This is a genomic window from Streptomyces sp. NPDC005393 (genome assembly GCF_040606675.1).
GTDB lineage: Bacteria > Actinomycetota > Actinomycetes > Streptomycetales > Streptomycetaceae > Streptomyces.
In genome coordinates, this window is record NZ_JBEXFG010000024.1 from 52,396 (window position 1) to 70,415 (window position 18,020).

Annotated in this window: 15 protein-coding genes; 8 read left to right on the top strand and 7 right to left on the bottom strand. The window is 70.7% G+C overall.

The annotated features are described in order from the left end of the window. Positions 1-1,053 (top strand): aldo/keto reductase, encoded by a 1,053-nt coding sequence (locus tag ABZS71_RS20765; protein ID WP_355850802.1) that lies wholly within the window; start codon positions 1-3, stop codon positions 1,051-1,053. A 22-nt stretch (positions 1,054-1,075) separates the two neighbouring features. Here the strand turns inward: ABZS71_RS20765 and ABZS71_RS20770 are convergent, their stop codons facing one another. The 6 genes from ABZS71_RS20770 to ABZS71_RS20795 all read right to left on the bottom strand — a co-directional run bounded on the left by ABZS71_RS20770 (position 1,076) and on the right by ABZS71_RS20795 (position 7,935). Further along, positions 1,076-2,272, bottom strand: a complete 1,197-nt coding sequence (locus ABZS71_RS20770) for an alpha/beta hydrolase (protein WP_356212109.1) — start codon at positions 2,270-2,272, stop codon at positions 1,076-1,078. 478 nt (positions 2,273-2,750) lie between these two features. Then, entirely contained in the window at positions 2,751-3,431 is a 681-nt protein-coding gene (locus tag ABZS71_RS20775) for a response regulator transcription factor (protein ID WP_356212112.1), read from the bottom strand. Beyond that, complete coding sequence (locus tag ABZS71_RS20780; protein ID WP_356212115.1) at positions 3,428-4,810, bottom strand: sensor histidine kinase; 1,383 nt, start codon at positions 4,808-4,810, stop codon at positions 3,428-3,430. The genes ABZS71_RS20775 and ABZS71_RS20780 overlap by 4 nt, the downstream gene beginning before the upstream one ends. A gap of 116 nt (positions 4,811-4,926) precedes the next feature. Continuing rightward, a complete protein-coding gene (locus ABZS71_RS20785) occupies positions 4,927-5,889 on the bottom strand; it encodes a DUF4429 domain-containing protein (protein WP_356212118.1) in 963 nt (320 codons plus the stop codon). 74 nt (positions 5,890-5,963) lie between these two features. Beyond that, complete coding sequence (locus ABZS71_RS20790; RefSeq protein WP_356212121.1) at positions 5,964-7,169, bottom strand: alpha/beta hydrolase; 1,206 nt, start codon at positions 7,167-7,169, stop codon at positions 5,964-5,966. 100 nt (positions 7,170-7,269) lie between these two features. After that, the gene (locus tag ABZS71_RS20795; RefSeq protein ID WP_356212124.1) at positions 7,270-7,935 is read right to left on the bottom strand and encodes a TetR family transcriptional regulator; all 666 of its coding nucleotides are present in this window, start codon (positions 7,933-7,935) and stop codon (positions 7,270-7,272) included. A gap of 128 nt (positions 7,936-8,063) precedes the next feature. Here ABZS71_RS20795 and ABZS71_RS20800 point away from each other — a divergent pair, with 128 nt between their 5' ends. After that, complete coding sequence (locus ABZS71_RS20800) at positions 8,064-9,665, top strand: MFS transporter (protein ID WP_356212127.1); 1,602 nt, start codon at positions 8,064-8,066, stop codon at positions 9,663-9,665. Between the two features lie 117 nt (positions 9,666-9,782). Next, complete coding sequence (locus ABZS71_RS20805) at positions 9,783-10,148, top strand: peptidase inhibitor family I36 protein (protein ID WP_355850780.1); 366 nt, start codon at positions 9,783-9,785, stop codon at positions 10,146-10,148. 920 nt (positions 10,149-11,068) lie between these two features. On the opposite strand, the gene aceE is transcribed toward ABZS71_RS20805, so the two are convergent. After that, positions 11,069-13,798: a pyruvate dehydrogenase (acetyl-transferring), homodimeric type gene (gene aceE, locus ABZS71_RS20810; protein WP_356212130.1), complete on the bottom strand. Its 2,730-nt coding sequence runs from the start codon at positions 13,796-13,798 to the stop codon at positions 11,069-11,071. A gap of 475 nt (positions 13,799-14,273) precedes the next feature. On the opposite strand from aceE, the gene ABZS71_RS20815 reads away from it, so the two are divergent. The 5 genes from ABZS71_RS20815 to ABZS71_RS20835 all read left to right on the top strand — a co-directional run bounded on the left by ABZS71_RS20815 (position 14,274) and on the right by ABZS71_RS20835 (position 17,957). Further along, complete coding sequence (locus tag ABZS71_RS20815) at positions 14,274-14,714, top strand: DUF3052 domain-containing protein (RefSeq protein ID WP_355850774.1); 441 nt, start codon at positions 14,274-14,276, stop codon at positions 14,712-14,714. 135 nt (positions 14,715-14,849) lie between these two features. Next, on the top strand, positions 14,850-15,308 hold the full coding sequence (locus ABZS71_RS20820; protein WP_355850771.1) for a peroxiredoxin: 459 nt from the start codon (positions 14,850-14,852) through the stop codon (positions 15,306-15,308). A 115-nt stretch (positions 15,309-15,423) separates the two neighbouring features. Beyond that, on the top strand, positions 15,424-15,999 hold the full coding sequence (locus tag ABZS71_RS20825) for a TerD family protein (RefSeq protein ID WP_356212133.1): 576 nt from the start codon (positions 15,424-15,426) through the stop codon (positions 15,997-15,999). A gap of 155 nt (positions 16,000-16,154) precedes the next feature. Beyond that, positions 16,155-16,730: a TerD family protein gene (locus ABZS71_RS20830; protein WP_355850765.1), complete on the top strand. Its 576-nt coding sequence runs from the start codon at positions 16,155-16,157 to the stop codon at positions 16,728-16,730. Positions 16,731-16,781: 51 nt separating this feature from the next. After that, positions 16,782-17,957: a DUF475 domain-containing protein gene (locus ABZS71_RS20835; RefSeq protein ID WP_356212136.1), complete on the top strand. Its 1,176-nt coding sequence runs from the start codon at positions 16,782-16,784 to the stop codon at positions 17,955-17,957. Positions 17,958-18,020 lie beyond the last annotated feature (63 nt).

The window sequence follows — 18,020 nt, forward strand, 5'->3', positions numbered from 1 at the left end:
ATGAGTGAGATCGACGACCAGAAGAACGAGAAGACAGCCACCGTCGCACTGGGGACCGGCGGACCCGAGGTCGGCGTCCAGGGCCTGGGATGCATGGGCATGAGCTGGGCGTACGGGCCGACGGCCGACGAGGCGGAGGCGCGGGCCACGCTGGAGCGGGCCCTGGAGCTGGGGGTCACCCTCTTCGACACCGCCGATGTCTACGGCTTCGGGAAGAACGAGGAGCTCCTCTCCCCGTTCGTCCGGGCCCACCGCGATCAAGTGGTGCTGGCCACCAAGTTCTCCATCCAGCGCGAGCCGGACGATCCGTTCGGCGGCCAGCGGATCCGCAACGACCGCCCGTACATACGGCAGGCCATCGAGAACAGCCTGCGGCGGCTCGGCGTCGACCACGTCGACCTGTATTACATGCACCGGCGCAACCCCGAGGTGCCGCTGGAGGAGAGCGTCGGAGCGATGGCCGAGCTGGTGGCCGAGGGGAAGGTCAAGCACCTCGGACTGAGCGAGGTCACCGCCAACGAGCTGCGCGCCGCGCACGCGGTGCATCCCATCGCGGCGGTGCAGTCGGAGTGGTCGCTGTTCAGCCGGGACGTCGAAGAGGGCGCGGGCGGTGGTGTCGTGGCTGCGGCCCGGGAGCTGGGCGTCGCCCTCGTGCCGTACTCGCCGCTCGGCCGCGGCTTTCTGACCGGCTCCTTCGTCCACGCCGACCAGGAGCTGACCGACGACGACTTCCGTCGGCAGCAGCCGCGCTTCACCGGCGACAACGCGGCGGCCAACGCCGCGCTGCTGGAGCCCGTACGGAAGATCGCCGAGACGCGCGGGGTCACGCTCGCCCAGATCGCGCTGGCCTGGGTGCAGCAGCGGGCGCAGGTGCACGGGCTCGCCGTGGTGCCGATCCCGGGCACCCGCAGCCGCGTCCGGATCGAGCAGAACACGGCCGCGACCCGGATCGAGCTGAGCGCCGACGAGCTGGACGCGCTGGAGCCGATCGCGGGACAGGTCGCGGGCGCCCGCTACGCCGACATGACGCACACGAGCGCGGGCCGCGCGTAGCCCCGGGCCGGACGGGCGCGGGTCAGACCAGGCCGTGGCGGCAGTCCGTCGGACCGTCGTCGTGGGCGCAGCGGACCGCGCCGAAGTCCCCGAGGGCGATCCGCGCGAAGTTGCGCAGCGAGTCCGTACCGGGGGCGAAGTAGCCGGTGTGGCCATGGGCACGGTCGGCGGAGACGACCCGGGCGCCGAAGGACGGGTCGGTCGGATCCTCGCCGTGCCCCAGGCCCATGAAGTCATAGCCCGTCACCCGCCGGATCCAGTCGGTGCTGTCCCGCGCGGCCCACACCCGGGCGCCGGTGTGCAGCCCGTCGGCGCTGTTCGCGCGCATGCCGGGGCTGCCGAGCACCACCAGGTCGGAGACGCGGGTACGGTCCATCGCGGACGCCGCCAGACCGCAGACCACCGAGCCGTAGCTGTGGCAGAAGACGGTGGGCGCGGCGTCGGCGGTCGCCGCGGTGGTCACGGAGAGCCCCGCGAGAAAGCGGTCCAGGCGGGGCGCGCCCGCCTTGGCCAGCCGGCTGGTGGCGGCGTCCGTGCCGAGCCCGACCGGAGTCGTGTAGCCGACCCACGCGACGACGGCGGTACGGGTGCCGGGCGCCTGCTCGGCCATCGCCGCGCGCAGCGACGTGGCCATGCCGGCCGGGGTGCCGTACGGGTCGTGGGAGCGGTCGAAGGCGGCCAGGTCGATGTCCGAGCCGGGCACGATGACGGCCGTGCGCCGCGCCGCCGCCAAGTCCCCGTACACCTCGGCCACTTGGCCGCGGCCACGCGGATCGAAGGCGAGGATCTGGCGGCCCGGGGCCAGCAGCGCGGAGTAGCGGGCGGCGAGCGGACTGTGCGGATCCGCGGCCCGCTCCTTGTTCCGCTCGGCCCGCAGCGCGCGGGCGTTGGCCTCGTAGCGCAGCGCGAGCGGCGCGCCGTCGAGGTTGCCCACGACCTGAGGATGGCGGATGGCCAGGGCCCGCTGCTGTACGTCGGTGAGCCGGCCGAAGAACCGGGCTATCGCGACCGGGGAGGCGGTGGCGGGGTCGGGCAGCTCATGGCCGGGGCCGGGCAGCGAGTGGTCGGCGAGCCAGGCGTCCGTCCCGGGCGGCGGCCCGGTGACAGGCTGCTCCTCATGCGCGACGGTCCAGCCGGCCGTCCCCGCCATGACGGTGATGGTGAGCGCGGCGGTGATCAGGCGGCGGGCATAGCGCCAGGGGCGAAGCGTCTGCGACATGGCCGCGGTTTCCCTCTTCCGTTCGGTGGCGGAGGGAACGTAAGGAGACGGCCACGGGCGCGGCGTCACCCCCCGGTGCCAAGTCGGACGTCATACCGGGGTAGGGGGTGCGGCCGCCCCACCCCTCGAGGCTCCGCCCCGGGCCGCGGTGGTGGGTTGCGCCCCGGGCCTCGGCCGAGGTTGCGCCCCGCGCCCCCCGGCTGCCCTTCAGGCGTGCCTCATCGCCGGGGGTGGGAAAATCCAGCCCCTCCGGCGATTGAGGAGCGGGGTCCGGGGCGGGGCCCCTGTGGGGGCGCGGGGCGGGGTCCCGAGGCGGGTGCGGGGCGGGGTCCTGAAGCGGGTGCGGGGCGGGGTCCTGAAGCGGGTGCGGGGCGGGGTCCTGAAGCGGGTGCGGGGCGGGGTCCCGAGGCGGGTGCGGGGCGGGGCTCCGAAGCGGGTGCGGGGCGGGGCCCTGAAGCGGGTGCGGGGCGGGGCCCGGCTACTGGCTCCCCGGCGTCACCAGGCCCGACTCGTACGCGAAGATCACGGCCTGCGCGCGGTCGCGGAGTCCCAGCTTGGCCAGCACCCGGCCCACGTGCGTCTTCACCGTCTGCTCCGCGAGCACCAGCGACTCCGCTATCTCCTGGTTGGAAAGGCCCCGCGCGATCAGCTCCAGCACCTCCGTCTCACGCGGCGTCAGCCCGCCGCGGCGCAGGGCGAGGGCGCCGCGGCGGGGCGCGGGGCGCTGGCGGGCGAAGTCGGCGATCAGGCGGCGGGTGACGGACGGGGCGAGCAGCGCCTCGCCCGCCGCCACCACCCGTACCGCCGAGATCAGATCGGCCGGCGGCGCGTCCTTGAGCAGAAAGCCGCTGGCCCCGGCGCGCAGCGCCTCGTAGACGTAGTCGTCCACATCGAACGTGGTGAGCATCAGGACCTTCGGCCGGTGAATGACCCCGCGCGGCGGGTCGAGGAGCCGGCGGGCCGCCTCCAGCCCGTCCATCTCGGGCATCCGGACGTCCATGAGGACGACATCGGGGTGGGTGCGGCGGCTGACGTCCACGCCCTCCCGTCCGTCCGGCGCCTCGCCGACGACGTCGATATCGCTCTGCGCGGCGAGCAACGCGGCAAACCCCGCCCGCACCATCGCCTGGTCGTCAACGATGATCACCTTGATCGTCATGGCCGGTGGTCCGTCTCTTCGAGGTCTACGAGGGGGAGCCGGGCCGCGACGCGGAAGCCGCCGTCGGGCAGCGGGCCGGTGTCGAGCATGCCGCCGACGAGCCGGACGCGTTCGACCATACCGACGAGGCCATGGCCGGTGCCGGTGGTCTCCAGCGGCTTGGTGGGCGGACTGTCCGGCGGGCCGTTGACCACCAGAAGGGTCAGCCCGGAGCGGTCCTCGGTGGCCGAGACGGAGACGCGGGTGGCCGCGCCCGGGGCGTGCCGGACCACATTGGCCAGCGCCTCCTGCACGATCCGGTACCCGGACAGCTCCACGGCCTGCGGTAGCGGGCCGATGCCGTGGACCTCGTCCGCGATGGTCAGCGTGGTCGGTATCCCGGCCCGTACGGTCGCCTCGACCAGCTGCGGCACCTGCCTGAGGCCCGGCTGCGGCGCCCGCTCGCCGCGTGTCTCCTCGCTGCGCAACACGCCCAGCAGCCGCCGCATTTCGGCGAGGGACTCCCGGGCGGTGGCGGCGATCGTGCCGAACTCCCGCTCCGCCTCGGGCGGCAGACCGCCGATCCGGTACGGGGCGCTGTCCGCCTGCACGGTGATCACCGACATATGGTGGGCGACCACGTCGTGCAGTTCGCGGGCGATCCGGGCGCGCTCCTCCAGCAGGGTGCGACGGGCCCGCTCGGCCTCGCTGATCGTCTCCTGTTCGGCCAGCCGCCGCTGGACGTCACCGCGCTCGCGCAGCGCGCCGCCGACCAGCAGCACCACCCCGCTGAGCACGAACAGCAGCACATTGCTGCCGTTGCTCTTGTTCTGGAAGGCCATGCCGAGCACGAGTCCGGCGGCCCCGGTGACCAGCCACACCGCCACCAGGGTGCGGCGCGGCTCGCGCAGCGCGAGGGCGAGCAGCAGAAAGAGATAGCCCACGATGCCGGGCGGCTGCCAGGGCCATGCCCGGTGCTGGAGGTCGGAGGTGGCGAGCACCACCAGCGCGCACACGATCTCGGAGAGGAAGACGATCCACCACGCCTGCAGGGGGCGGGTGACGGACAGCAGCAGAGGGGTGGTCCGGGCGATGCCGATCAGCGTGGCGACGCCGCCGTTCACCCCGTAGTCGTGGGTGAGGACCTGGGCGGAGACGGGGACGAGGATCGCGGTGAGGATCATCGCCACGCCGTACGGCACGCGGCGCAGCCAGTGGCGGGGCGAGTCGGCGAGCAGCGGGGTCGCCGGATAGCTGGGGGTCACCAGCGCCCGTGCGAGGGCGCCCGCCTGCCGCCGGGCGGCCGCGGGCAGGCTCTCGTGCGCGGTGGAGGACGCGCCGGGGGACGCGCCGGAGCCGGGCGTGGCGGCGGTGGCCGGGGCGGAAGGGGGGCTGGACATGGCCGCTTCAGCGTAGGGTCCACGTCGCGGGCGCACGTCATACCTGGGAGTCGGATGCGGCTCATACCTGGGTATCGGTCGCGTCCCGGGCCCGTTGCCGCTCGTCGGGCAGGCCCTTACAGCTCGGCCAGCAGCTCGGCCTTCTTCGCGCTGAATTCGTCGTCCGTCAGCAGCCCCGCCGTATGCAGCTCGCCCAGGTGGCGGATGCGGTCGGCGATATCGGCCGGGTCGCGGCGCGGGCCCGGGGTCCGGGCCGGCGCGGGGGCGCCGTCGGCGCACGGGGCGGAGGCGGAGGCGGAGGCCCGTACGGCTTCCAGCACGGCGGCGGCGAACGGCAGCGACTGGTGGACGAGCCCGTAGCCCATCCCGAAGACGACGGCCGCCGGGTCCTGGTCGGGGCGGCCCGCGGGCTGGTCCTCGGCGGAGCGCTCCAGCAGCCGCAGATGGCCGTTGTTGCCGCTCTTGGGGGAGCCGCCCTTGGCCGAGCCCTCCTTGGGGGTGCTCTCCTTCGGGGCGGTGCTCGCGGATCCCCTGCTCTCCGGGGAGCGCCACTCCACGCCGGTCAGCTCGTCGACCCGGAAGCGCTGGTCCCCGGCCTTCCACTTCGCGGAGGAGGCACCGGTCCAGAACCAGCGGAAGGAGACCGCCTTGCCGTCGAAGGACGCCTTGCCGTCGTACGCCTTGAAGGACATCGGCGGCGGGGGAGCGGCGACCAGATAGGTTTCGGCGGGGGTGCCGGCGGCGGGCCCGAGGGCCGCGCGTATCTGATCGGCGTAGTAGTCGGCGAGGGTCTCGCGCTCCGCCGGCAGCACCAGGCGGTACGGGTCGTACGCCTCCTTGAGCTGCCCGTCGGCGGCGTCCATCAGCGGGTCGGCGCCGGGTCTGGGCACGGCGCGCAGCACCACCGTTCCTCGTTTGCCGGGAGCGAGCTCGACCGCGGACAGCGCCTCGTAGGGGACGTGGCGTTCGCCGAGCGCCTGGAACAGCTTCGGCGTGCGGATCCCCCGTTCGAAGCGGATGAGCACGGAGTCGGTGTCGAACTCCCAGACGGTCTGAAAACCGGCCAGCACATCACCCATACGGCTCATCGTATGCGGCGGTGGCCCGCCCGTCCCCCTTTGCGAACTACGCGCGTCAAACGCGTTCCGGGCGGTCAGCGCAGCCCGGCGGTGCAATCGTCGCCGTCCCCGCAGCTCACGGACTGGACCGCGCCGACCCCCACCCGGGCGAAGTTGTCCAGGCTGGTGGTGCCCGGTTCGAAGTACCCGGCGTGTCCCTTGGCCCCGTCGGCGGCGAGGACGCGGGCGCCGAAGCCGGAGGAGAGCGGGTCGGCGCCGTGGCCGAGCCCGCCGACCTCCAGATGCGGAATGTCCTGGATCCAGTCGCCGGCGTCACGCATCGCCCAGACCCGGGCGCCAGTGCCGAGGTCGGAGGCGCGGTCGGCGCGCATCCCCGGGCTGCCGGCCACCGCGATATCGGTGACCTTGGGCGGCAGATCGCGGGCCGCGACCCCGCACACCACCGAGCCGTAGCTGTGGCACATCAGCGAGACCCGGGAGAGCGCGGGCAGCGCGTTGACCAGCGCGCGCAGCCGCACCGCTCCCTGGGCGGCGAGCTTGCCGGTGGCCGCGTCCATGCCGATCCCGGCCGGCGAGGTGTAGTCGGCCCAGGCGATGACGGCGGTCTTGGTGTCCGGGGCGTCGGTCCGCTCGTTCTGGTAGAGGGCGCGGGCCATACCGACCGTGGCGGTGTACGGACGCCCGGACTTCTGGAAGGTCAGGATGTTGGTGTCGACGCCGGGCACCACGATCGAGACGCGGTTGGCGTGGGCGAGATCGCCGAAGACCTCGGCGGCCCGGCCGGCGCCCGAGGGGTCGAAGGAGAGGATCTGCCGCCCGTGGCCGAGCAGATCCTCATAGCGGTGCATCCGGCGCCCGGCGTCGGAGCGGCCGAGCGGGGTGAGCCGGCTGTCGTGCATCCGCTCGCGCTCGATGGTGTGCGCCTGGTGCAGGGCGGCCCGGTTGGCGCGGTAGCGCAAGGCCACGGGCGCGCCGTTGAGATTGCCGACGACCAGCGGATAGCGGCGCACCAGCCGGTCGGTCTGGGCCTTGGTGAGCGAGCTGAACCAGCGGGTCAGCGTGCGCGGCGAGCCGTGGGGATCGGGCAGGGCACGGCCGCCGAGGGACGCGTGGCGCCAGGCGCTGACCGATACGGAGAGCGGGTCCGTGGCGCCTCTCTGGCTCCGTACGGCTGTCCAGCCGGTGGTGGCGAGGAGTACGAAGACCACCGCAAGGGCGAGCAGGGCACGCCAGGCGGTGGAACCGGGAGAGGGGGAGCCGAGCTCCGAGAAGGAAGTCACCGCGGGCCACCCTAGGAGAAGCGCGGCGGTGGGTGCCAAGTGCCGTGATTCATCTCACGTTTGAGAACGGCACTTTGTGGGAGCTATGTCTGATTTGATGTTATTTATCCCAGTGTTCGGCGAGTGCGGGGCCCACGTAATCAAGATGGAACGCGGTGATGTCTCGCAATGTGACCGTGCTGTCGTCCTCGCCCTCGCCCCACAGCTTCCCGGCCACCCGGATCACCCCGCCGAACATCGCGACGATCAGCCGCGGTCGCGGATCCGTGGCGAGATCCAGCCCCTCGCGGCGGGCGATCTCGCGCGCCAGCCGCTCCTCCAGCTCCGCGGTGCGGCGCAGATGCACGGCGAGCAGCGCGGGCGTCGACTCGATCACCCGGTACATCCGCATATGGAGTTCGGGCGGCACCATCTGCTCGATGGCCTCGCCGATGCTGCTCCAGGCGTCGAGGACCGCGCCGCGCAGGGCGGCCAGCGGCGCCTCGTCCTCGGGGCGCCGGCACAGGGCGGCGAAGAAGTGCGACTCCGCCGACTCCTGGGTGGCGAAGGCGACTTCCTCCTTGTTGGCGAAGTACCGGAAGAAGGTGCGCTGGGAGACGTCCACCGCCTCCGCGATCTCGTCCACCGTCGTCCGGTCGTACCCCTGACGGGTGAACAGCTCCAGCGCCGACCGCACCAGGGCGTTGCGGGTCCGCTGCTTCTTGCGCTCGCGCAGCCCGGCCGGTGGTGGCGCCGCCTGCTCCGCGACTGCCTTGTCCGTTGTCACCTTCAGGCTCGCTCTCTGCCCCATCCGGGTCGCGTTCGGGCTGCTCAGGATAGCTGTGGGGGAAAGCGACAGCGACCGACGGATGAATCCGATTGTCAATTGTCAGAGGCTGACATTAACCTCCGGATATGACGCCTTCGACCACCGTCGCCGACACGGCGCCGGAACCTCCCATACCGGGTCCCCCCAAGGGGCTGCGTGGTCATCCGTGGCTGACGCTCCTCACCGTTGCCCTCGGCGTGACGATGGTCGCCCTCGACGGCACGATCGTCGCCATCGCCAACCCGGCCATCCAGAAGGACCTCGGCGCCTCGCTCGCCGATGTCCAGTGGATCACCAACGGCTATCTGCTGGCCCTCGCCGTCGCGCTGATCACGGCGGGCAAGCTCGGTGACCGCTTCGGCCACCGGCAGACCTTCCTCATCGGCGTCGTCGGCTTCGCCGCCGCCTCCGCCGCCATCGGATTCTCCGGCAATGTGGCGCTGGTCGTGGCGTTCCGGGTGCTCCAGGGGCTGTGCGGGGCGCTGCTGATGCCCGCGGCGCTCGGACTGCTGCGCGCCACCTTCCCCGCCGAGAAGCTCAATATGGCGATCGGCATCTGGGGCGCGGTGATCGGCTCGTCCACCGCCGCCGGGCCCATCGTCGGCGGTCTGCTCGTCGAGCACGTCAACTGGCAGTCCGTCTTCTTCATCAACGCGCCGGTCGGCCTCCTGGCGCTCGTCCTCGGGCTGCTCCTCCTCGTGGACCACCGCGCCGAGAGCGCCCCGCGCTCCTTCGACCTGCCCGGTATCGCGCTGCTGTCCGCCGCCATGTTCTGCCTCATCTGGGCGCTCATCAGGGCGGCCGACTGGCAGTGGGGCAGCGCGAAGACGCTGCTGTTCCTGGGGCTCGCGGCGGTCTGCTTCGCGCTGTTCGTGTGCTGGGAGAGCAGGACGCGCGAACCGCTGCTGCCGCTCGGCATGTTCCGCTCGGTGCCGCTGAGCGCGGGCACCGTGCTGATGGTGCTGATGGCCTTCGGCTTCATGGGCGGGCTGTTCTTCGTCACCTTCTATCTGCAGAACGTGCACGGGATGAGCCCGGTCGACAGCGGGCTGCATCTGCTCCCGCTCACCGCCACGATGATCGTCTCATCGCCGCTGGCCGGTGTGCTGATCACCCGGTTCGGGCCCCGGCTGCCGCTGGTGACCGCCATGGCGATCACCGCCGTCTCGATGTTCGGTCTCTCCCGGATGGACGTGGGCACCGGCACCGCCATGATGTCCCTGTGGTTCGCGCTCCTCGGCTTCGGCCTCGGCCCGGTCATGGTCGGCGCCACCGAGGTCATCGTCGGCAACGCCCCGATCCAGCACGCCGGGGTCGCGGGCGGTCTCCAGCAGGCCGCGATGCAGGTCGGCGGCAGCCTCGGTACGGCCGTCCTGGGCGCGGTCATGGCCGGCAAGGTGGACGACACGCTGCCGGGCACATGGGCCGGTGCGGGGCTGCCGCCCCTGCCCGCGGACAAGGCGGGCAAGGCGTCCGAGGCAGTCGAGGTCGGGATCGCCCCGATCGCCAAGGGCACTCCGGCGGAGATCGCCGGGAAGATCACGAGCGTCGCGCATGACACGTTCGTGTCGGGGATGGGCCTCGCCTTCACCGTCGCCGCCGTCGTCTCGGCGGTCGCCGCCGTGGTCGCGGCCTTCACCAAGCGTGGTGAGAACGCGGAGGCGGGCGCCGGGGCCGGTCCTATCTGACCCCTTCGTGACACGCCCCCTATCAGGGTGGACCTTGATCAACCCCATGGTGGGGAACGGGAGTCGGCCGACAGGCTGGCTCCCGTTCACGCGTTTCCATCACGGGGAGTGATCCATATGCGCAAGACCGCCATCGCCGCGGCGACCCTCGCCCTGGCCTGTGTGCCGGCCCTGGCCACGGCCCACGCGGCCCCGCCGCCGCGGCTCGGCAGCTGCGCCACCGGTCAGCTGTGTCTGTGGCACCACAGCGGGTTCACCGGGGCGCGCCAGACCCATGAGCTCGCCGACACCGACATCGAGAGCTGTGTGGCCCTTCCGGCCGGCGCCTCGGCCGCCTCGCTGGCCAACCGCACGGGACGGCCGGTGACGGCGTACCAGAGCGCGGAGTGCGCCGAGACGGGCGAGTACCGCACCTATCCCACCGGCTCCTGGGCGCCGGAAACCCCGTACCAGGTACGGGCTTTCAAGATCTGGGAGCGCTGACCCGCCAGGGGGCGGCACCGGACCCGCGGCGGCCTGGCGGCCGCCTGCGGGCGGCCCGGCCATCCGGCGGGGCCGTGCGCGCCGGGCGCTTGGGACCGAGGTCCGGGGCGGAGCCCCTGGACCCGGGGAGGGCGGGCTGGGGGCACCCGGGCGGCCCCGCCCCGTCCCTTCCCGCTGCGTCCGCAATGCGGCTCCGCCGCGTGGCACGAGCTCCGCCCCTGGACCCCGAGTCCTGAGGCCGCGCCCGTGGGGGCCAGTCCTGGAAGCCGGAAGCGGGCTGCGGCCCGGTCCCACCCGAGCGCCGGGTGGGTGGGGACACCAGATGCCGGGCGGGCGGGAAGCCCGAGCGCCGGGCGGGCGGGGGCACTGAAAAGCGCCGGGCGGGTGGGGACACCAGATGCCGGGTGGGTGGGAAGCCCGGGCGCCGGGCGGGCGGGGGCACTGAAAAGCGCCGGCGGGTGGGGACACCAGATGCCGGGCGGGTGGGAAGCCTGGGCGCCGGAGGGGGGCACCGAAAAGCGCCCGGTGGGTGGGGACACCAGATGCCGGGCGGGTGGGAAGCCTGGGCGCCGGGCGGGCGGGGGCACTGAAAAGCGCCGGGCGGGTGGGGACACCAGATGCCGGGCGGGCCGGAAACCCGAGCGCCGGGCGGGTGGGAAGCCCGGGCGCCCGGGGGGGCACTGAAAAGCGCCGGGCGGGTGGGGACACCAGATGCCGGGGGGCGGGAAGCCCGGGCGCCGGGCGGGCGGGGGCACCGAAAAGCGCCGGGCGGGCGGGGGCACTGAAAAGCGCCGGGCGGGCTGGAGAATCCAGCCCGCCCGGCGTTAGACCGAGGCCCCGGGGGCGGAGCCCCCGGGCCCGGGGGCGGCACGGTCGGTGGGGGGCACCCGGGCGCCCCCCACCGCGCCACCCGGGAGGGACTACGCGTCGCCGCCCGCCGCGCCGGGGTCGGCCGCGGCCACGTCGAGCAGCTGGTAGCGGTCGATCGCCTGCTTCAGCGCCGAGCGGTCGATCTTTCCATCCCGCGCCAGCTCCGTCAGCACACCGAGCACGATCGACTCCGCGTCGATGTGGAAGAAGCGGCGCGCCGCGCCCCGGGTGTCGGCGAAGCCGAAGCCGTCGGCGCCCAGCGACTGGTATGTGCCCGGCACCCAGCGCGCGATCTGGTCCGGAACGGCCCGCATCCAGTCGGATACGGCCACCTTCGGGCCCTCCGCGTCCGCGAGCTTACGGGTGACGAACGGAACCTGCTGCTCCTCCTCCGGGTGGAGCAGATTGTGCCGTTCCGCCTCGACGGCGTCACGGCGCAGCTCGTTCCAGGAGGTCGCCGACCAGACGTCCGCCTTGACGTCCCAGTCGTCGGCCAGGATGCGCTGGGCCTCGAGCGCCCACGGCACCGCGACACCGGAGGCGAGGATCTGCGCCAGGATCGCGCCCTTCTCGCCCTCCTTGAAGCGGTAGAGGCCCTTGAGGATGCCCTCGCGGTCCACGTTCTCGGGCTCGGCCGGGTGCTGGATCGGCTCGTTGTAGACGGTGAGGTAGTAGAAGACGTCCTCACTGTTCTCGCCGTACATCCGGCGCAGACCGTCCTGGACGATATGGGCGATCTCAAAGCCGAACGCCGGGTCGTACGCGACGACCGCCGGGTTGGTCGAGGCCAGCAGCTGCGAGTGGCCGTCCGCGTGCTGCAGACCCTCACCGGTCAGGGTCGTACGGCCGGCGGTCGCGCCCAGGACGAAGCCGCGCGCGAGTTGGTCGGCCATCTGCCAGAACTGGTCACCCGTGCGCTGGAACCCGAACATCGAGTAGAAGACATAGACCGGGATCAGCGGCTCGCCATGCGTGGCGTAGGCGGAGCCCGCCGCGATCAGCGACGCCGTACAGCCCGCCTCGGAGATGCCGTCGTGCAGCATCTGCCCGGTCGGCGACTCCTTGTACGCGAGCAGCAGCTCACGGTCGACGGACTCGTACTGCTGGCCCAGCGGGTTGTAGATCTTCGCCGACGGGAAGAGCGAGTCCATGCCGAAGGTGCGGTACTCGTCCGGCGCGATCGGCACGAAGCGCTTGCCGATCTCCTTGTCCCGCATCAGGTCCTTCAGTAGCCGCACGAACGCCATCGTGGTGGCGATCGACTGCTGGCCGGAGCCCTTCTTGACCCCCGCGTACGCCTTGTCGCCCGGCAGCTTCAGCGGCTTCGCGCGCACGACCCGGGTCGGCGTGTAGCCGCCCAGCGCCTTGCGGCGGTCGTGCATGTACTGGATCTCCTCGGAGTCCCGGCCCGGGTGGTAGTACGGCGGCAGGCCGGACTCCAGCTCCTTGTCCGGGATCGGCAGGTGGAGCCGGTCGCGGAAGCCCTTGAGGTCGTCGACCGTCAGCTTCTTCATCTGGTGGGTCGCGTTACGGCCCTCGAAGTTCGGCCCCAGTGTCCAGCCCTTGACGGTCTGCGCGAGGATCACCGTCGGCTGGCCCTTGTGCGCCTTGGCCGCCGCGTACGCCGCGTAGATCTTCTTGTGGTCGTGGCCGCCGCGGCCCAGGTGCAGGATCTGGTCGTCGGTCATGTGCTCGACCATCTTGCGCAGCCGCTGGTCGTCGCCGAAGAAGTGCTCGCGGATATAGGCGCCGGTCTCGGTCGCGTACGTCTGGAACTGGCCGTCCGGCGTGGTGTTCAGCTTGTTGACCAGGAGACCGTCGCGGTCCTGCGCGAGCAGCGGGTCCCAGGTGCGGTCCCACACCAGCTTGATCACGTTCCAGCCGGCGCCGCGGAACTGCGACTCCAGCTCCTGGATGATCTTGCCGTTGCCGCGCACCGGGCCGTCGAGCCGCTGCAGGTTGCAGTTGACGACGAAGGTGAGGTTGTCCAGGCCCTCGCGGGCGGCCAGGGAGAGCTGGCCGAGCGACTCCGGCTCGTCCATCTCGCCGTCGCCCAGGAACGCCCACACGTGCGAGGTGGAGGTGTCGGCGATGCCGCGCGCCTCCATATAGCGGTTCATCCGGGCCTGGTAGATCGCGCCGAGCGGGCCGAGGCCCATGGAGACGGTCGGGAACTCCCAGAAGTCCGGCATCGACCGCGGGTGCGGGTAGCTGGACAGGGCGTGGCCGCGCTGGGACTTCTCCTGGCGGAACCCGTCGAGGTGCGTCTCGCTCAGTCGGTCCAGCAGAAAAGCGCGGGCGTAGATGCCGGGGGAGGCGTGGCCCTGGAAGAAGATCTGGTCGCCGCTGTCGTTGTCCTTGCCGCGGAAGAAGTGGTTGAAGCCCACGTCGTACAGCGAGGCGGAGGAGGCGAAGGTGGCGATGTGGCCACCGACCCCGATGCCCGGACGCTGTGCCCGGGAGACCATCACCGCCGCGTTCCAGCGGGTCGCGTTCAGGATCTTGCGCTCGATCTCCTCGTTGCCGGGGAAGAACGGCTCGTCCTTGGTGGCGATGGTGTTGACGTAGTCCGTGCTGCGCATCTCGGGCACGGCCACCCGCTTCTCGCGGGCGCGCTCGATCAGGCGAAGCATCAGGTAGCGGGCACGTTCCCGGCCTCGCTCATCGACGGCTGCGTCGAGCGAGTCGAGCCATTCCTGGGTTTCCTCGGGATCGAAGTCCGGGACCTGGCTGGGAAGGCCGCCAATGATGATCGGGTTGCGATCGGATCCGGAAGCCACGCTATTCCTTCGCTTTTCGGTCGTGCGGTGCACGGACATGGATTCGTGCTCTGCTGGTGTCACGCCGTCTCCATCGTGTACCGCGGGTACGGGATACGTCATCTCTACCGAGTGGTAACCATCACCTGGTGAGATGGGCGCTCTACCGCCGGCCGGTCGGCGTGCGACGGCCAAATCGCAACCTTACGCCCCGGGTGGGGGTCGGCTGCGTACGACCGTTCGGCCGTGGGGCGGCGTAAGGTGGCGATACACACACGTAAGCCGGACAAGCTTGGGTAATCCGGACGGCTGCTCGCCGTTGCGCGTCGTTCCTCCCTGATGGGAGATGCGGCGACACGTCAACGTTTGGGCGGGATCGCTGGCCGGGTACTTGCGCGATCCGCCCGGCCCGTGTGGACTACGCCCCAAGCCTCTCGCGTACGCGCGCGGGGTCCCCGTACTCGAAGAGTGAACGAAAGATGACAGGAGGCAATCCGTGAGCGCGACCGCGGACCACGCGGAGGAGCGGACCAACCCTGCCGCGAGGCTGGGTTTCCAGCCCGATCAGGTGGTCCAGGAGATCGGCTACGACGACGATGTCGACCAGGAGCTCCGCGAGTCCATCGAGGAGATCACCGGCCAGGAGCTCGTCGACGAGGAGTACGACGATGTGGCCGATGCCGTTGTGCTGTGGTTCCGAGAGGACGACGGCGATTTGACGGACGCGCTGGTGGACGCCATCCAGATGATCGACGACGGCGCACCGGTCTGGCTGCTGACGCCCAAGACCGGCCGTGACGGCTATGTCGAGCCGAGCGACATCAACGAGGCCGCGACCACCGCCGGCCTGTCTCAGACCAAGAGCTTCAACGCGGGCAAGGACTGGACCGGCAGCCGCCTGGTCACTCCGAAGGCCGCCCGTTCCGGGAAGCGCTGAGGCCGGGAATCCACACCGCCAAGCCTCCCTCCGTGCCATTTCGGAGGGGGGCTTGGCGCGTAGGGTGGACGCGATCGTGCGTGATCACACGCGATCGGTCGACCATGTCGAGTAGTGAGCGAAGGGATGTCTTCCATGGCGATAGAGGCCGGAGCCAAAGCCCCCGACTTCGAGCTGAAGAACCAGCACGGCGAGTCGGTGCGGCTTTCCGACTTCCGTGGCGAGAAGAACGTGGTGGTCCTCTTCTACCCGTTCGCGTTCACCGGGGTGTGCACCGGTGAGCTGTGCGCCCTCCGCGATGAGCTGCCCACCTTCGTCAACGACGAGGTCCAGCTGCTCGCGGTCTCCAATGACTCGCCCTTCAGCCTGCGTGTCTTCGCCGAGCAGGAGGGCCTGGAGTACCCCCTGCTGTCCGACTTCTGGCCGCACGGCGAGGCCAGCCGCGCCTACGGCGTTTTCGACGAGGAGAAGGGCTGCGCCGTCCGCGGCACCTTCGTGATCGACAAGGAGGGCGTGGTGCGCTGGACGATCGTCAACGGTCTGCCCGACGCCCGGGACCTGAACGACTATGTGAAGGCCCTCGAGAACCTGTAAGGCCAAAGCCTGTAACGGCCGGGAACCGCTCACTAGGATCGAGGCGTTGATCCTAATGGGAAAACCTCGATGAAGGGGCACATAGTGCTCCTGACGAACCTTTTTAGGAGGACTCGTGGGAGTCAGCCTCAGCAAGGGCGGCAACGTCTCGCTGACCAAGGAAGCCCCTAACCTGACCGCGGTTGTCGTCGGTCTGGGCTGGGACGCCCGCACCACCACGGGCACTGACTTCGACCTCGACGCCAGTGCCCTGCTGACCAACGCCGAGGGCAAGGTCTCCAGCGACCAGAACTTCGTGTTCTTCAACAACCTCAAGAGCCCCGACGGCTCCGTCGAGCACACCGGGGACAACATCACCGGTGAGGGCGAGGGTGACGACGAGCAGATCAAGGTGAACCTGGCCGGGGTGCCGGCCGAAGTCGCCAAGATCGTCTTCCCGGTGTCGATCTATGACGCCGAGACCCGCCAGCAGAGCTTTGGCCAGGTGCGCAACGCGTTCATCCGCGTGGTGAACCAGGCCGACGGCAATGAGCTGGCCCGCTACGACCTCTCCGAGGACGCCTCGACCGAGACCGCCATGGTCTTCGGCGAGCTGTACCGGAACGGGGCGGAGTGGAAGTTCCGCGCCATCGGCCAGGGGTATGCCTCGGGGCTGCGCGGTATCGCGCAGGACTTCGGCGTCAACGTCTGACCGTTCGCTCGACGACCGGCGTATTCGCGCGTACGCATGGGGTGTGCACGTGCATACGCACACGGCAACACCGCGTCCGGCGCCGCATCCCTGCACCCAGGCGGGGGTGCGGCGCCGGACGTGCTTTCGCTCACGCAAGGGGAGGAATCAGCATCATGGGCGTAACGCTCGCCAAGGGGGGCAATGTCTCCCTCTCCAAGGCCGCGCCGAATCTCACACAGGTGCTCGTCGGCCTGGGGTGGGACGCTCGCTCCACCACCGGTGCCCCGTTCGACCTCGACGCCAGCGCGCTGCTGTGCCAGTCCGGGCGGGTGCTCGGCGATGAGTACTTCGTCTTCTACAACAACCTCACGAGCCCCGAGGGCTCCGTCGAGCACACCGGTGACAATCTCACCGGCGAGGGCGAGGGCGACGACGAGTCCCTCCTGATCGATCTGACCAAGGTCCCGGAGCAGGTCGACAAGATCGTCTTCCCCGTCTCCATCCATGAGGCGGATGCCAGGAACCAGACGTTCGGCCAGGTCAGCAACGCCTTCATCCGGGTGGTGAACCAGGCGGACGGTAATGAGCTGGCGCGCTACGACCTCTCCGAGGACGCCTCCGGCGAGACCGCGATGATCTTTGGCGAGGTCTACCGCTATGGCGGGGAATGGAAGTTCCGGGCGGTGGGGCAGGGGTACGCGTCAGGTCTTCGAGGCATCGCTCTAGACTTCGGGGTCAACGTTTCGTAAAGCCGCGTACAGCGCGCGGGGGAGACCTTACGGAGAAGGATTGGGTTGCCAGTGCTCCTCAGAACCTTTGGTTGGTCGTTCGCCGTCACGGTGGGCGGTCTGGCCATGGCCGGCGTCCTCTGGGGGTGGAAGGGGCTCGCGATCGTCGGGATCCTCTCGATCCTGGAGATTTCGCTTTCATTCGACAACGCGGTCATCAACGCGGGCATTCTGCGCAAGATGAACGCCTTCTGGCAGAAGATCTTCCTGACCGTGGGCGTCCTGATCGCCGTCTTCGGCATGCGCCTCGTCTTCCCGGTGGTCATCGTGGCCATCACGGCGAAGATGGCACCGCTGGAAGCCGTTGATCTCGCGATCAACAACAAGGACAAATACGAGCATCTGGTCACGGCGGCGCATCCGGCCATCGCGGCGTACGGCGGGATGTTCCTGCTGATGATCTTCCTCGACTTCATCTTCGAGGAGCGCGACATCAGGTGGCTGGGGTGGCTGGAGAAGCCGCTGGCCAAGCTCGGCAAGCTGGACACCTTCTCGATCGTCATCGCGCTGGTCGGCCTGCTGATCGCCGCGACCACCGTCGCCACCGATGTGGCGCACGGCGGCGGTGACAAGAGCGCGACCGTCCTGCTGTCCGGCGTCGCCGGTCTGCTCACCTATCTGATCGTCGGCGGCATCTCCGGCTACTTCGAGGACAAGCTCGAAGAGGAGGAGGAAGAAGGCGGCGAGGGCGCCGAGGAAGGCGACGACGCGAAGCGCCCGGAGGCCGCGCAGCCCGCTCAGGCCAACGGGGGCAGGGGCGGCGGCGCCACCGTGGTCGGTATGGCCGGCAAGGCCGCGTTCTTCCTGTTCCTCTACCTCGAGGTCATCGACGCGTCCTTCTCCTTCGACGGGGTCATCGGCGCCTTCGCGATCACCAATGACATCTTCGAGATGGCACTGGGTCTGGGCATCGGCGCCATGTACATCCGGTCGCTGACCGTCTTCCTGGTCCGCAAGGGCACCCTGGACGACTACGTCTATCTGGAGCACGGCGCGCACTACGCCATCGGCGCGCTCGCCGTCATCCTGCTGGTCACGATCAAGTACGAGATCAACGAGGTCATCACCGGCCTCGTCGGCGTCGTGCTGATCGCCGCCTCGTACTGGTCCTCGGTCGTGCGCAACCGCCGGGAGGCGGCGGACGGCGAGGACTCGGCGAACAAGGCGGAAGTCACCTCCGGAGTGTGACCGGGGGGCGTTTGAGGAACGCTCTGAGCGGGGCGGCCGAGAGTTTCCGAGCTCCCGGCCGCC